The organism is Myxococcus stipitatus DSM 14675 (genome assembly GCF_000331735.1).
In the GTDB taxonomy this organism is placed as follows: Bacteria; Myxococcota; Myxococcia; order Myxococcales; family Myxococcaceae; genus Myxococcus; species Myxococcus stipitatus.
The window spans coordinates 3,259,431-3,273,633 of record NC_020126.1; the positions used below are offsets into that span (position 1 = coordinate 3,259,431).

10 protein-coding genes are annotated in these 14,203 nt (G+C 68.4%); 5 read left to right on the forward strand and 5 right to left on the reverse strand.

The window, feature by feature from the left end:
- Nucleotides 1-37 precede the first annotated feature (37 nt).
- On the forward strand, nucleotides 38-1,018 hold the full coding sequence (locus MYSTI_RS12765) for a class I SAM-dependent methyltransferase (protein ID WP_015348169.1): 981 nt from the start codon (nucleotides 38-40) through the stop codon (nucleotides 1,016-1,018).
- Here the strand turns inward: MYSTI_RS12765 and MYSTI_RS12770 are convergent.
- Both MYSTI_RS12770 and MYSTI_RS12775 read right to left on the reverse strand, forming a co-directional pair.
- Complete coding sequence (locus MYSTI_RS12770) at nucleotides 1,003-1,767, reverse strand: RNase H family protein (protein ID WP_015348170.1); 765 nt, start codon at nucleotides 1,765-1,767, stop codon at nucleotides 1,003-1,005. The genes MYSTI_RS12765 and MYSTI_RS12770 overlap by 16 nt on opposite strands.
- Before the next feature lie 68 nt (nucleotides 1,768-1,835).
- Nucleotides 1,836-2,696 carry a hypothetical protein gene (locus tag MYSTI_RS12775; protein ID WP_015348171.1) on the reverse strand — a complete coding sequence of 287 codons (861 nt, stop codon included), beginning with the start codon at nucleotides 2,694-2,696 and terminating at the stop codon, nucleotides 1,836-1,838.
- A gap of 140 nt (nucleotides 2,697-2,836) precedes the next feature.
- Between MYSTI_RS12775 and bla the strand changes: the two genes are divergently transcribed.
- Together bla and MYSTI_RS45285 are read left to right on the forward strand one after the other, a co-directional pair.
- The gene (gene bla / locus MYSTI_RS12780; RefSeq protein ID WP_015348172.1) at nucleotides 2,837-3,721 is read left to right on the forward strand and encodes a subclass B3 metallo-beta-lactamase; all 885 of its coding nucleotides are present in this window, start codon (nucleotides 2,837-2,839) and stop codon (nucleotides 3,719-3,721) included.
- Nucleotides 3,722-4,854: 1,133 nt separating this feature from the next.
- Nucleotides 4,855-6,696, forward strand: a complete 1,842-nt coding sequence (locus MYSTI_RS45285) for a DUF7151 family protein (protein WP_015348174.1) — start codon at nucleotides 4,855-4,857, stop codon at nucleotides 6,694-6,696.
- Nucleotides 6,697-6,713: 17 nt separating this feature from the next.
- On the opposite strand, the gene MYSTI_RS12795 is transcribed toward MYSTI_RS45285, so the two are convergent.
- From MYSTI_RS12795 to MYSTI_RS12805, 3 genes are all read right to left on the reverse strand, one after another.
- Nucleotides 6,714-7,835 carry a sterol desaturase family protein gene (locus MYSTI_RS12795; RefSeq protein ID WP_015348175.1) on the reverse strand — a complete coding sequence of 374 codons (1,122 nt, stop codon included), beginning with the start codon at nucleotides 7,833-7,835 and terminating at the stop codon, nucleotides 6,714-6,716.
- An 84-nt stretch (nucleotides 7,836-7,919) separates the two neighbouring features.
- The gene (locus MYSTI_RS12800; protein ID WP_015348176.1) at nucleotides 7,920-9,308 is read right to left on the reverse strand and encodes a di-heme oxidoreductase family protein; all 1,389 of its coding nucleotides are present in this window, start codon (nucleotides 9,306-9,308) and stop codon (nucleotides 7,920-7,922) included.
- A 102-nt stretch (nucleotides 9,309-9,410) separates the two neighbouring features.
- The gene (locus MYSTI_RS12805) at nucleotides 9,411-10,235 is read right to left on the reverse strand and encodes a hypothetical protein (protein WP_015348177.1); all 825 of its coding nucleotides are present in this window, start codon (nucleotides 10,233-10,235) and stop codon (nucleotides 9,411-9,413) included.
- A 519-nt stretch (nucleotides 10,236-10,754) separates the two neighbouring features.
- Between MYSTI_RS12805 and MYSTI_RS12810 the strand changes: the two genes are divergently transcribed.
- The gene (locus MYSTI_RS12810) at nucleotides 10,755-12,353 is read left to right on the forward strand and encodes a cytochrome-c peroxidase (RefSeq protein WP_144370066.1); all 1,599 of its coding nucleotides are present in this window, start codon (nucleotides 10,755-10,757) and stop codon (nucleotides 12,351-12,353) included.
- A 41-nt stretch (nucleotides 12,354-12,394) separates the two neighbouring features.
- Nucleotides 12,395-14,200 (forward strand): hypothetical protein, encoded by a 1,806-nt coding sequence (locus tag MYSTI_RS12815; protein WP_015348179.1) that lies wholly within the window; start codon nucleotides 12,395-12,397, stop codon nucleotides 14,198-14,200.
- Nucleotides 14,201-14,203 lie beyond the last annotated feature (3 nt).

Below are 14,203 nucleotides of genomic sequence, written 5' to 3' on the forward strand. Positions count from 1 at the left end.
GAGGAGTCGCCGAGGTCCTCGGGGTAGTCTGGCGGTGATGTCTTCTTCCCCTGGTGCCGTGCCTCTCCCGCGTCGCTTCCACGACGAGCCGCTCATCGTCATCCTCCGCCATGTGAGGGCGGTGCTCGCGGGGGCGAGGCGCGTGTGCATCGAGGTGCCAGACCCGGACCTGGGCCCCGGCTGTTACTCGGGCGAGCAGGTCGGGCCGGAGGGTGGGTTGATGCATCGGCCCCTGCGCAGCTGGTGTGACCTGGCGGAGGGCTTGTCCTGCCGGTTGCTCACGCCCCGCGGGGTGGATGCCACGCATGTCTCGCTGACCTTCGAGGCGCTGGGCGGGGAGGCGTCGTGGCATGCGGGAGGTGCGAGTGCTTCCGAGGCCGCTCCCGTCGAGGAGCGGTATGGCGCGGACTCCGCCTTCGCCCGGGTGAGGAAGCTCGAGGACGCGGGGTTCCTGCTGCCGTGGTTGGAGGCGCTCGGGCGGGTGAGCCTGCCCGAGGGGGCTCGAGTGCTGGACCTTGGCGTGAACCGGGGCGATGAGCTGGCGGCCTTCGCGTGGTTGGACCCCGCACCGGACGTCACCTTCGTCGGGGTGGACCACAGCGCCAGTGCGTTGGCGGAGGCGCGGGCCCGCTTCCCGGATGCGCGGCATCGCTTCATCGCCGCGGACCTCAACGCGCTTCCGGAGGCGCTGGGGCGGTTCCACCTGGTGATATCCGTGGGCACGTTGCAGAGCCCTGGCGTGGATGACCACGCGCTCCTGCGCAGGCTGGTGCAGGAGCACCTGGAGCCGCAAGCGACGTTGGTGCTGGGGTTCCCCAACTCCCGCTTTCGGGATGGGGAGGTGGTCTACGGCGCGCGGGTGCGCAACCTCCGCGAGCCGGACCTCTCCCTGTTGGTGAAGGACCTGTCGTTCTACCGCCGCTACCTGCACCAGCACGGCTTCCGCACGTTCCTGGGAGGCAAGTACGACTTGCTGCTGACGGCGGTGCGGGGTGGGGCGGCTCAGTCCTCGGATTGAACGTCCTCGGGGCGCACGCCCCAGTCGTCCAGGATCTGGGCTTCGTCCTCGGCGCTGCGTGTCTTCTTGAAGCGCGCGTCCGAGACACCCTTCACGCGGCGCTCGCACGCGGCCCACGTCGCGTGCCGCTTCACGCTGCGGCCCACCTGGCTCAGGTATGAGTGGGCCTTGGCCTTGGCCTCGCGCTGCTTGGGGGACTCCTCGGGCACCGAGGTGTCCTCGGGTACGTCGTGGATGTCCACCTCGTAGGTCGACAGTGCGCCCGTGTAGAGCCGCTGTCCCTTGCCTCGGGAGAAGGACACGGCGATGGCGTCGACTCGCTCGTTGCCGGGGACGCCCACGTGGCCTCGGACGTAGTGCCACTCCACCGCGGCGGCCTCACCGGTGTGGACCTGCTTGCGCTGGGCGAGGAGCGCCATCAGGCGCTTCCAGTAGGCGGTGTTGGCCACCTCCTTGCCATCGGCCGTCTTCCAGCCGCGCTTGCTCCAGCCGAAGGCCCAGCGGGTGATGCCTTGAATCACATAGGTGGAGTCGGTGTGGATGTGCAGCGGGCCAGGGGTCGCCTCCAGGTGGCGCAGCGCCTTACCCACGGCGGTGAGCTCCATCCGGTTGTTGGTCGTCTCCGGCTCATGCCCGCCCAGCTCCACCACCTGGCCATCCGGCGTGGCGATGATGACGCCCCAGCCTCCCGGACCCGGGTTGCCGGAGCAGGCGCCGTCGGCGAAGACGAAGGTGGCATGACTCTTCATGCCGCGCACCCTAGCCGCCGACCTGGGGGAAGTCTGTAGAGGAGCGGCCCGACAGCGGCGCCGTGCTGCTAACGCTCGGGGGCGCTGTAGGCCGGGTCGAAGGGGGTCCGCTCCGTCAAGTAGGGATTGGCGAATCCGTGGGAGATGAGCGGCCAACCGCTGTCGAAGGTGTGGAGCCGCGCGCCCCGTCCCGCATGCCCGAACAGGTGATGGGGACCGCCAACATCCGCTGCGATGAAGTCGCTCAGGTTCATGTAGTGGAGGTACTTCGGACCGTCGGGGAATCTCTTGGCGGTGCTGCCGTAGGTCTCGACCTTGATGGACGACAGCGCCTTCTCGGCTTCCGCGGGCGACCTGCCCTCGCGAATCAATTGCTGCCGGACCGCCGTCAACGCATTCGACGTGATGTTGACTCCTTGACCATGCGCCACGAGGTGCGGGCTGCGGCCGCCCTCGAGTTCCGCGTAGATTCCTTTCGCCAGCGTGTGGGTGGCTGGAGTCCCCGCCATACCGAGCTTGTCGTCGAAGACGCGTTCTCTGTCGCCAGCGTGCGGGTCCGCGGCGTTGTAGATGCCAACAACCTCCGAGCCTGTGCGATCCGCGAGGGCTTGGACGCTCGCGAGAAGGTCCTCGGGCAAGTTCTGGACTCCATTGACGAAGAACATCTTCCCCTCGCGCCCGTAGTGTTCCTCCATTCCTCGAGGGGGCTGGGTTCCTGGCTGCGGACGCGTCCCGGGGACGTCATTGAGCGGGGTGTGGCTGTCGTAGACACGGCCATGGGCACCGAAAATCTTGCCGTCGAACTGAGACGGCGCGTGCTGCTCGGATGTCTTGGCCGACGCTCCCAGTGTGGTTGCTGTCGAGAGGGGCCATGCGGTCGTTTCCGGTTGCGCGGGTGGAGACAGGCGCTTGGGTCGAATCGGGGCCATGGGATCTCTCCGGGACATGGGAGGTCGTCGCCCCCGGTATGTTCATCCCCGTTTTCGGTTACAGAGGTCTGCGACCGCGTGAACCGTCTGTTCAGGGTCGCGTGGTAGGTTTGTGTGATCCTCCAGCCCCTTCGTTCACCATGCGCATCCAGACCTTCATCTGCGCCCTCTCCGTCTCTCTGTTGAACTCCACCGCCGCCGTTGCCGCGGAGCCGGCCTCGACGACGCTGCCACAGTTGCAGGCCTATACCGTTGACGCGTCCTGGTTGAAGCCCATGGAGCCGCTGCGCATCGCGGACCGCACCTGGCAGATCGGCACCGAGGAACTCACGGCCCTGTTGGTGGAGACGAAGGATGGCCTGGTGCTGCTCGATGGGGGCATGCCGCAGATGGCGGAGCATCTGCTCGCCAACCTGAAGCGTCGCGGCTTCGAACCGAAGGACCTGCGGCTGATTCTGAGCAGCCACGCACACACCGACCATGCCGGCCCCTTCGCCGAGCTGAAGCGCCGCACCGGAGCGCGAGTCGTCGCCAGCGCCGAGTCGGCGGTGCTGCTGGCGCGCGGGGGCAGCGACGACCTGCACTATGGCGACTCCATCACCTTCCCACCCGTCGTGGCCGACCGCGTGGTCATGGACGGTGAGGTCGTCTCACAGGGGGGCGTCGAGTTCACCGCGCACTTCATGCCGGGGCACACCCCGGGCAGCATCGGCTGGACGTGGACCGATACCCGCGACGGCAAGCCGGTCCGCATCGTCTACGCCGACAGCCTCAGTGCCCCGGGTTATCGGCTCCTGGGACACCCGCGCTATCCGCGCATCGTCGAGGACTACCGGCGCAGCTTCGCCACCGTGCGCGCGCTGCCTTGCGATGTGTTGTTGACCCCGCATCCGGGCTCGAGCAATTGGGACTACACGGCGGGAGCCGCGGCCGGTGCGAAGGCGATGAGCTGCAAGGCCTACGCGGACTCCGCCGAGAAGAGCTTCAACAAGCAACTGGCCGAGCAGCGCGGCAAGGTCCGGTGACGTGAGTTGAGCGCAGAACCTCCTGGGCTCGAGGTCCTGATGCTCAGGAGGATATGGCGCCCAACTCCTCCCGAAGCCGCGCGATGTCAATGGATGGACCGCGTGACGGAGTGTCGTCGGCCAGCGTAATCCGTTGCAGCATCGCGGTGTCCGCGGCGGCCAACAGTCCGTGGGGAATCTCGCGGACGAAGAGCGGCGTCAGCACTGGGATGCCGCGCGGTGTGTCCAGGCATGGGTCCGATCCATAGACATACAGCTCGTCCGCGAGCAGCACCTGCGCGACGATGCACCGCGCGGGTGCGTGCGGCGCGTTCAGTGGAGGGGGGCTCCAAGCCGGGTCTGCGGGACGTGCTCGGGCTGCTCGTTGACCGCGGTCTCGAGATCGTCAGCAGGTGACGGTCGAGACTGTCGGTGGCCAGCCCCTACGACTTCTCAAGACATGCTGTCCTGTATCGGAACTCCGCCCACTGCATCGACAACTTCCGCAGCCGCAAAGTCAGGCTTTGGGAGTGCCGCTACTCCTATCAGCAGCAGTGGAACATCTTCGGAAACGTCCACGACCATCTCTTCTCTCCCACTCCCTGGGAGGCACCCCCTCCGGCGCCAGGCCCTCGCCTGGTGTCGAGAAGGGCCCTGCTGAATGGCCGCCGTCGCGTCCGCCCACGAGAGCGGACGGAGGTGGCGGCGTACCAGGTGGGAGCCGCGTACCACCTGATGTGCCTGGCACTTCTGGCCACCAGGTCGCTGCTACACGCACCACCGCTTGATGACGAGGTCGAGAGCGCCATCAACGACTGGCCCGCCCCCGTCCCTGTATGAAATCAGGACTCCTTCAACACCCTGCTCGACGGGCCTTCCGTGGGCCCGATGATGATTTCACCGACGGGATCAGGGTGTTTCCATGCGCGCCAGGCACGGTCCTGGACGCGCTGCGTCTCCCGGCGGGGCCTGCGTTCCGCGTAGACGCTGAGTGCGTTCAGGATGAACGCGCCGGGGCGCTCTCGCACGGAGGTCGCCGAGCGCGTCTCAGGGGGCGCCCTGTCAGGTCGGCTGTGTCCTACAGGGTTGAGACACCCTGGCTCGTCGCTTGCTCTCGGACACCATCCCGAGTTGTCGCGATGAGGAGGAACACCATGGCTCAGATGAACTGGCGATATCCCCTGTGGGGGCAGGGGCTGCTTCGCGCTCTACCGATGACGACCCTCCTGGTGCTGTCGGCATGTACGGAAGGGACGCAGGGAGACCCAGGACCTCAGGGACAGCAAGGGCCCAAGGGTGACACGGGCGAACGAGGCCCCGTGGGCGCGGAGGGACCGCAAGGCCCGGTGGGGCCCGCCGGTGGGCCTCAGGGCGAGGCGGGTAAGAATGCGGTCGCCCGCGCCACGCCGGAGGCCGTGGGCGCCCACTGTGCCCTGGGCGGCGTGAAGCTCGAGGCCGGCGCCGATGACGACGGTGACGGCGCGCTCGATGATGCCGAGGTGGAGGCCTCCAGCTACGTCTGCAATGGCTCGCAAGGGCCGCAGGGACTCCAAGGGCCACCAGGTGTCCAAGGTCCACAAGGGGGGCAGGGCATCCAGGGCCCGCGCGGCGATACCGGGCCGGCGGGCGCGGCGGGACTGCATGCGCTGTCGGCGACGGCCGTGGAGCCCGCGGGCGCGAACTGTGCCGTCGGGGGCGTGCGGCTCCAGTTCGGCCTCGACACCAATGGCAACGGCACGCTGGACTCGGGAGAGGTGACCGCGGCGCTGACGCGCTACGTGTGCACCGGCGCGCAGGGGCCGCAGGGAATCCCGGGGCCCCCGGGCGCGACGGGGTCGACCGGAGCCGCGGGAGCAACTGGCGCCACGGGGCCGAAGGGCGACCCGGGCTCGCCAGGTGCGACGGGTGCTCCAGGAGCGACCGGCGCCACGGGAGCCACGGGAGCAACTGGCGCCACGGGGCCGAAGGGCGACCCGGGCTCGCCAGGTGCGACGGGAGCCGCGGGAGCGACCGGCGCCACGGGAGCCACTGGAGCCACGGGGCCGGCCGGCGCGACAGGAGCGAAGGGCGACCCGGGCCCGCCGGGCTCGACGGGCATCTACGGCGATGGGTCGTCGGGGGCGTGGACCATCAACGGCACGACCGACCTGACGACCTCCACGGGCTACAACAACCTCGTCGCGCAGGGGCGGGCCACGCTGCAGTTCACCCACTTGACCATCTCGTCGACGCTCATCGTGCCCAGTGGCACGGTCATCCGGACGACGGGTGACTTCACCATCACCTCGACGGGCTCCATCATCGTCGACCAGTCCTCCTCCGATAACGGCGTGGGGCCCGCGGAGGCGGGGGTGGCGCGCATTCCCGCGAGCGAGCCGGCGGGGGGGCTCGGGCTGCAACCGTTCCAGGCCGCTCAGCTGCGACCGGGCGTCAAGGGCGGCGGTTCCGGAGCGAAGACCTTGTCCGTCGTCGGGGGCGATGGGGGCGGCACACTCGTCATCTTCACGCAGGGCACGGTCCGCATCCAGAGCGGGGGCTCCATCCACGCCAATGGTGATGCCGGAACCTCCGCCGCGGACGGCGCGAACGTGCCGGGCGGTGGCGGCGGCGGCGGCGGCATCGTCGCCATCGTCGGCAGGACGGCCATCAACATCGGAGGCAGCGTGAACGCCGTGGGCGCCAACGGCGGGGCGGGAGACAACACGGGCAACCCGAGCCCCGGCAAGGGCGGCGGCGGTGGCGGCGGAGGAGGCATCATCAGTCTGTTCTCCTCGGCCCCCATCACGCTGACGGGCGCGACCAACATCAACGGAGGCTCCGCCGGCACCTCGGAAGGGCCGACGGGCGCGAGCACCGCCACCACCGCGGGCGGCGGTGGCGGCGCATCGGGCGGCAACGGTGGCTCCGGCGGCGCCACGGGCATCTCGTCCTCGGCGGGCACGGCCGGCTACGTCTTCCAGACCGTCACGCCGATTCCAGAGAACCTCTTCCTCTAGGCCACACACCTCCTCGCCTATCCGTAGGGCGTCTCCTCATGGCGCTTGAACGGATAGGCGAGCTGTCCCAGGTACGTCTCCGGCGGCTGGAACTGCGTCGTCCCATACCGTGACGGCCAGTGGGCCGGCAGGTGCGCGGTCCTGAAAATCACGTCGATGAACGAGAGGAAGACGGCGAAGTTCTTGTCGATGCCTTCCTCGTCCGACGTGTGGTGCCAGTGGTGGAACTCGGGCGTCGCGAACAGCCAGCGCAGGTAGGGCCAGCGATGGCTCACGTTGGCGTGGATGTAGACGGCGTGGAAGGAGACGAAGACGAGGTAGCCGTAGATGGCGGACGGGCTGAAGCCCAGGAGGAACACGGGGACGAAGCCCGCCACCCGGTTGACCAACACATCCACCAGATGCGAGCGCGAGCTGGCCAGCCAGTCCATCTGCAGGCTGGAGTGATGGATGGCGTGGAACTTCCACATCCACGGAATCTGGTGGAAGGCGCGGTGAACCCAATAGCTCACCAGGTCCACCACGAAGAGAATCTCGAAGAACTGCAGCCACACCGGCTGGGCGGCGACGTGGGCCTGGAAGTCCGCGCGCACCGCCCAGGCGAAGAAGACCTGCACGGGAATCAGCACCGCGAAGGAGATGAGCTGCACGCCCACGTGGCTGACGAAGAAGTGCTTGAGGTCCGTCTGCCAGCCCTCGCGGAAGATGCGCTGCTCATGCAGCCCCCACAGCCGCTCCATGGGGATGAACAGCAACCCCAGCACGAGGAGCTCCAGCACGAAGTAGTCCAGGCCCGCGCTCATCGCGCGCGGCTGGTGGGTGAGGGGCTCCGCCTCGCTGCCACCCAGGAGCAGGGCCACCAGCGCGAGCACGATGGCGATGCCGCCATGGGCCTTGGAGCGCAGGCTGAACACGCTGAAGGCGCCCAGCAGGAAGGTGGTGATGATGGCGACCTGGAGGATGCCTCGGAACAGGCCCAGGTGCTCCGAGTAGAAGGCCCGTCCGTCCGCGGACACCAGCAGGTGCGGAAACAGGAAGCAGAATTCAGTGAACACACACAGCACGCCCAACAGGCCGCCGGTGACACCCGCGCGCTTGCCGAGGTCGGTGCGCCGGGCGGGATTCAAGGAGAGTTCCAAGGGAGGCTTCCAGGAAGAGAGCAACGCCCTCTCGAACGTAGCGTCACCGAGGAAGTCTCGCCAGCCGCCCCCGTGTCAGGAGACTCAGAGCGAGCCGAGGAACGCGAGCAGCGCCTCCCGGTCCTCCCGGCGCAGCCGCGTGTAGCGCTCCCGCGCGGGGTCGGCCTCGCCACCGTGCCACAGCACGGCCTCCTCGACGTTCCTCGCGCGTCCGTCATGCAGGAACCGCGTGTGTCCGCTCACCGTGGCCGTCAGGCCGATGCCCCACAGCGGCGGCGTCCTCCACTCCCGGCCCGTGGCCAGCCCATCCGGACGGCCATCCGCGAGCCCCTCGCCCAGGTCATGCAACAGCAGGTCCGAGTAGGGCTGGATGCGCTGCTTCGACAGCTCGGGGAAGCCGGGCACGTCCACCGTCTCGAACGCGCGGTCCACATGGCACGCCGCGCAGCCGAGGGCGCGGAACACCGCCTTGCCTCTCAGCACGCCGGGCGCGTCCCAGTCCCGGCGCTGGGGGACCGCCAACAGCCGCGTGTAGAAGACGAGCCGCTCCAGGTCATAGTCCTTCACGTCGGGCGTCGCGGCGGCCTGCTGGGGCTCCTGCGCGCGCGGATAGACGGGCGTCGTCAAGCCCATGTCCGCCACCAGCGCGTGAGTGACTTGCTGGAGCAGGGTGGGCTGGTTGGCCTTCCAGCCGAAGCGGCCCATCCGCGTGTGGCCCTCGGTGACGTCCAGCACCTGGTTGGCGCGCCCGGAGATGCCATCGCCGTCCCGGTCATCCGGGTCCGCGAGCGCGAGCAGGGCCTCCTCGGGAATCGCCTCCAGCAAGCCCAGTCCGAAGTTGGCGGGCGCGACACGCGCGGAGAACGGCGTGCCCTCACCCAGGGGGCCGTGGGCCAGGTCCTTGAACCGGTAGCGGGGCCGCAGCAGCGAGTACGGCTCTCCCGAGGCGAACTCGCCGGGGAGCTCGTCGTAGCTCACCTCGACGGTGCCCTCGCCTCGGGCCTCGCCGAGCCGGTGCAGGTCCAGCTGTTCGCCATACACGGGATGCGGTCCGGGGCCCGAGGCGGAACCCAACTGGAACGCCAGGGAGACGACGGGCTCGGCGGGCGATGCGGGAGGTCGTCCCTTCCCATCCTTCACATGACACGTCATGCAGGAGTTCGCGCTGTACAGCGGGCCCAGACCCGGCAGGTGGTCGGGGTCGCTCCAGTCGCGGTCGAACACCCGCTTGCCCAGATGGAACTCAGGCCAGCGCGAGCGGTCCATGTTCGGCGGCGAGCGTCCGAACGCATTGCGCCCCATGTCCGTCACCGTGGTGGTGCCGCCGGGGGACTCCTCGCCCGGCTCCACGGCGGTGGCGAGCGGCCCCAAGTCCAGGAGCGCGGGAGCGGAACGGCGCGCGGCCTGCGCCCACACGGCGGTGAGCAGCAGCGCTCCAAGAGGGATGCCCAACCCATACAGCCGCCGTCTCATCGGAGCGTCTCCAGGACACGGTGAAGAGCGTGCCGGGCGGAAGTGGAGGCTTTCGCCCGGCACGAGAACCCGCGCACCTTCAGGCGCGGGGTGTGGCGATGATTACTTCGCCGCCGGCTTGAACGACTCGCCCAGGATGTTCATCCCCTCGGCGGTCAGCTTCGAGTCGATGCCCGTGAAGCCGTTGTACGGGTAGTGGCCGTCCGCGATCTCCTCGACGAACTCCACCGTGTCGCCCGTGACTTCCTTGTCGCCCACCTTCACCGTGAAGGTGGAGCTCTCCGAGCGCAGACGCCAGCCGCAGGCACCCACGTTGTCCGGAGCCGTGGGCTTCTCGCCGGTCTTGTTGATGATGATGTCCAGCTCGTAGAAGTCGGCGACGGCCACGAGCCAGCGGAAGAAGTCCCGCCAGTTGGTGAAGATGATCATCTGCGCGGCGGGGTTGGTGGACGAGCCCTGGAGCACGCCGTCGCGGTACACGTTCATCCGGTAGGAGGAACCGCCCGGAGCGCCGCTGAAGCTCGGGGTGATGTACGCGGTGTTCGGCTCCTTGCCCGGCGCCACGCGCAGGGTGCTGACCACCTGGTCACCGGAGCGCGCATCCATCTGCCACACGCCGGAGGGGCCGCCGAACTTGATTTCGTTCGACTGCGTCCAGCTGGTCGCCCGAGCGAACCGGCTGCCGACGCCGTCCGTCTTGGCCGAGCGCAGGCCGCTGACGTTCAGGCCCTTCTCCGTGGGCGTCAGCTTCGCGTTGCCCAACGCGCAGTTGTTGATTCCATCGAACCGGCTCACGCACTGCGACTCCGCACCCGACTCCTGCGCGGCGACGTCACCACCAGCGTTCGTGGGCTCCTCACCCGCACAGCCCGACATCACGCTGAGAAGCGCCGCAGCCACCACGCGGCTCATCGTCTTCAGTTGCATGGAATGACCTACCTCTTGCATTGGGGGATGATCTGCTCCGCCAGGAGGGGACTCATTCGGTGCCGGCCCAGCCCGAATGCCTTCCTTCCGGCGGCGACGACTCCCCTTGCACCTGCCACGCCAGCCTTCGCCAACGACAAATGCCTCCTCTGTATCAACGAAACATCGCAACGCCTCCGGGCGCCTGGGTTGTAGCGCCCGCCGCTACAGGCGCGTTGGGGATGTATCGATTTGGGCTACATCGTCACTGGCAGAGGGAAATTTCGACACATTTCGCGGATGTAGCGCATCGGGTCACGTCTTCTCAGGATGGTTTGTCTTGGATTTTGAGAGGAGGTGGGGTGGTCTGGACAGGAATAATGTAGAACCGGTATAAAACTGTCAGTCAGGCGAGACATCGCTGGCTCAATCAACCTCAAGCAAGTCCTGACACCCAGAGAAGGGGGCATCCCAATGGCTCGTGCTTCGTTGTTTCGCGGTGCGCGTGTGCCCGGCCGCGGGCTTTTCGCGTCGGTGCTCATGCTCTCTTTGTCGGCATGCGAGCCGGGAGGACAGGCGGAGCCCGTCAAGCCCGCGCCGGTGCAGCAGGAGGAGTTGGCGACGGATGCCCAGGCATTGCTGGACCTGGTGGCGCTGACGTCGCTGCGGCCGCTCGCGCATGAGCCGGTGCCTCAGCCGGTGGGCAGCCGCATCATCAACCAGGCCGCGGCCATCCGTCTGGGCAAGGCGTTCTTCTGGGACATCCAGACCAGCGGCGATGGGCAGACGGCCTGTGCCACGTGTCACTTCGCGGCGGGCGCGGACGACCGGCGCGTCAACACCATCCACCCCGGCTTCGACAACACGTTCGACAGCATCTCCGGTCCCGGGCAGACCTTCACGCTCGCGAAGATCACGAGCGATGATCGCGTGGGCTCGCAGGGGCCGCTGCGCGCGGCCTTCACGGGGCTGAACCCCGACCTGACCTCGGGCGCGGACATGTGCGTCGTGGTGCCGGGTGCGCCGTTCAACGAGCACCGCATGGTGGGGCCGCGCCACAGCCCCTCCGTGGTGGGCTCGGGCTTCTACCGGAACCAGTTCTGGGGCGGCGAGGCCAACGTCCTCTTCAACGGGTGGAACATCTGGGGTGACTCCGGCAACAACGAGGCGGGCATCCTGGTGCGCATCGAGAACGCGTCACTGGCGTCGCAGGCCACGGGGCCGGTGACGAACTTCAGCGAGCAGACCTGCTTCGGCCGCTTCCTCGTGGGCCCGGACGGCCTGGGCGCGAAGCTGCTCCCCCGCCAGCCGCTCCAGCACCAGCGCGTGTCCACCACGGACAGCGTGCTGGGTGACATGGCCAACCCCAACGGCCCCGGGCTCCTCTGCGACGGCGAGCCCTGCACCTACGATGCGATGGTCCGCGAGGCCTTCGGCGACCCGATGGGCAACGTCGCGGTCCACTTCTTCTCCCTCCTCTGGGGTGAGGCGCTCCAGGCGTACCAGGCCACGCTCATCCCGGACCAGACGCCGTTCGACCGGTTCCTCTCCGGCCACCTCACCGCGCTCACGCCCAAGCAGATCAAGGGCCTGGCCGTCTTCGTGGGCAAGGGTGAGTGCATCAACTGCCACACCGGCGCCATGCTGTCGGACGCGACGGTGAGCTGGTACGAGACCGCCGGCCCGCTCAACCGCGACGGCGGCGACACGGGCTTCCACAACATCGGCGTGCGCCCCACCGACGACGACCTGGCCCGCGGCGACCTGGGCATCTTCGGCGGTGTGCCCAACTCCGTCAGCCTCTCGCCCTTCGACATGGGCGCCTTCAAGACGCCGACCCTGCGCAACGTGGGCCTCAACGCGCCGTACTTCCACAACGGTGGCTATCCCACGCTCGACGACGTGGTGGACTTCTATGCGCGCGGGGGTGACTTCCAGAACCCGGAGAAGTCGCTCGACATCGTCCCGCGCACCTTCTCCACCTCCGAGCGCGCCGCGCTGGTGGACTTCCTCGCCAACGCCCTCACCGACTGCCGCGTGGCGACCTACCGCGCGCCGTTCGACCACCCGGAGCTGCCCTTCCCGAACCGCGCGACGCTGCCTGTCACCGGTCGCGCTGGCGTGGGCAACTGCCGGTAGACTGACTCCCTCGAGCCCGGACCTCTCCCAGGAGCTGCCGCATGACTCAGCCAGCCGTGCCCATCGACCCGCATGAGACGCTGTACCTGCCCATGCGGCGTCGGTTCATGAGTGAGTATGTCCAGACACCCGAGGGCACGAGCGAGCTGCGCATCTACTACGGGCTCAAGGAGATCAGCATCGAGGAGACGGACCTCCACTCCTTCGGTGAGAACCTGCTCAAGCAGGACGAGTTCATGGCGGGCATGGCCACGCGATGGAGCAACGGGGAGCCCTACCCGTGGGAGCGGGTGAAGGAGCTCCTGGAGCAGTTGCTCTCGGAGAACATCCTGTCGCGTGAGCCGCCCAAGCAGGTGCAGCAGACCGAGTACCACAAGCATGTGATGGAGTTCGAAGCCACCCGCCCCGCGCCCACCGAGCCGCTCTGGTGGAACCCCGACACCGAAGGGGTGCTGCGCAAGCTGGTGGGTCGGCCCCTGGAGTTCGCGTTCCTGGAGGCGATGCTGCCGGTCCACCGCGTGGCCCACGCGGCGCTGGACGCGGAGGGGCGGCACATCGGCGAGAACAACGTCTTCCCGGATGCCATGCGCATGCGGATGGAGACCGAGTGGCGCATGTGCCCGTACCCGGGCAGCCGCTTCCGCGACGACACGCTGATGAACGTGACGGCGCTGAAGTCCATGTCGAAGCACTGGAAGCCCACGCTGCAGGCGGTGCTCCTCCTGCGCGAGGCGTTCCTGCGCCGCTACCCGCTGATGGCGGACGGGCAGTGGCGGCTGGGTGACCTGCACGCGTTCAGCTGCGCGGTGCTGGCGCTGCCGACGCTGATGCTCCTGCGAGGCAAGGACCCCATTCCCAATGGGGAGCTGGACCCGGTGCTGTCGTCGGTGTTCCGCGTCACCGACGGCGTGCGCATGGTGGCCATCTACCTGATGTTCCTCCCCGAGCAGCCGATGCCGTACGAGACACCGATGAACCCGGCGGAGCTCCTCCACCTGACGGAGCGCGACAACCACTTCCTGTCCCTGCGTGGCGTGTGCGCCGGTCCTCCGCACATGGTGGACGAGTTCTTCGCGACGATGCTGGACGGCAAGCCCATGGCGGGCGAGCCGCTGCCGGAGCCGAAGTGGCTGGCGGAGATTCCCACCGCCATCGACTACGGCCTGCGAGGGCTCCAGCTCTACTCGCTCCAGTTCACGCTCTGGGCGCACATGTGCCAAGCGTTCGAGAAGATTCGCGCCGCGGTGCTCCAGGCGGAAGGCCGCGCGGACAGCGGATGGGGCCGGCTGCGCAAGCGCATCGAGAAGGACTGGGAGACCATCAAGCCCACCCGGCAGCACACCGAGGTCCAGCGCGAGTGGGCCAAGGCCCGCTACGTGGAGATGTATGACCGCGCCCAGCGCGGCCTGCGCGGCTTCACCGAGGAGACGCTCCAGAACATCGCGGACGTCTTCTCGCCTCCCAAGGACGCCGTGCACACCCAGGCCCTGGCGGAGCTGCGCACGCTGCTGCGCGAGCGGGCCGCCGTGCCCGAAGGGGCTCGCGCCGAGCTGACCGACGACGTGGCGGAGGCGCTCGCCGAGTACCTCACGCTCGAGCGCGCGGCGCTGGGCGCCCTGGAGACGGTGCAGCGCGAGGTGAACGTGCTCACGCAGCGCCAGCACCCGGACCGGCACTTCACCAACCTGGACCTCTCCATCCACCACCGGCTGCGCTTCGCCACGGTGGGCGTGCTGCCCTATCTGCTGCACGTGTTCCGCGAGGAGCTGGGCATCGCCATCGAGAGCCACGTCGGCGAGGTCAAGGTGACGTCCGTGGCGCCCGTGCCCGCCGCCGCCGCGGCCTGACGC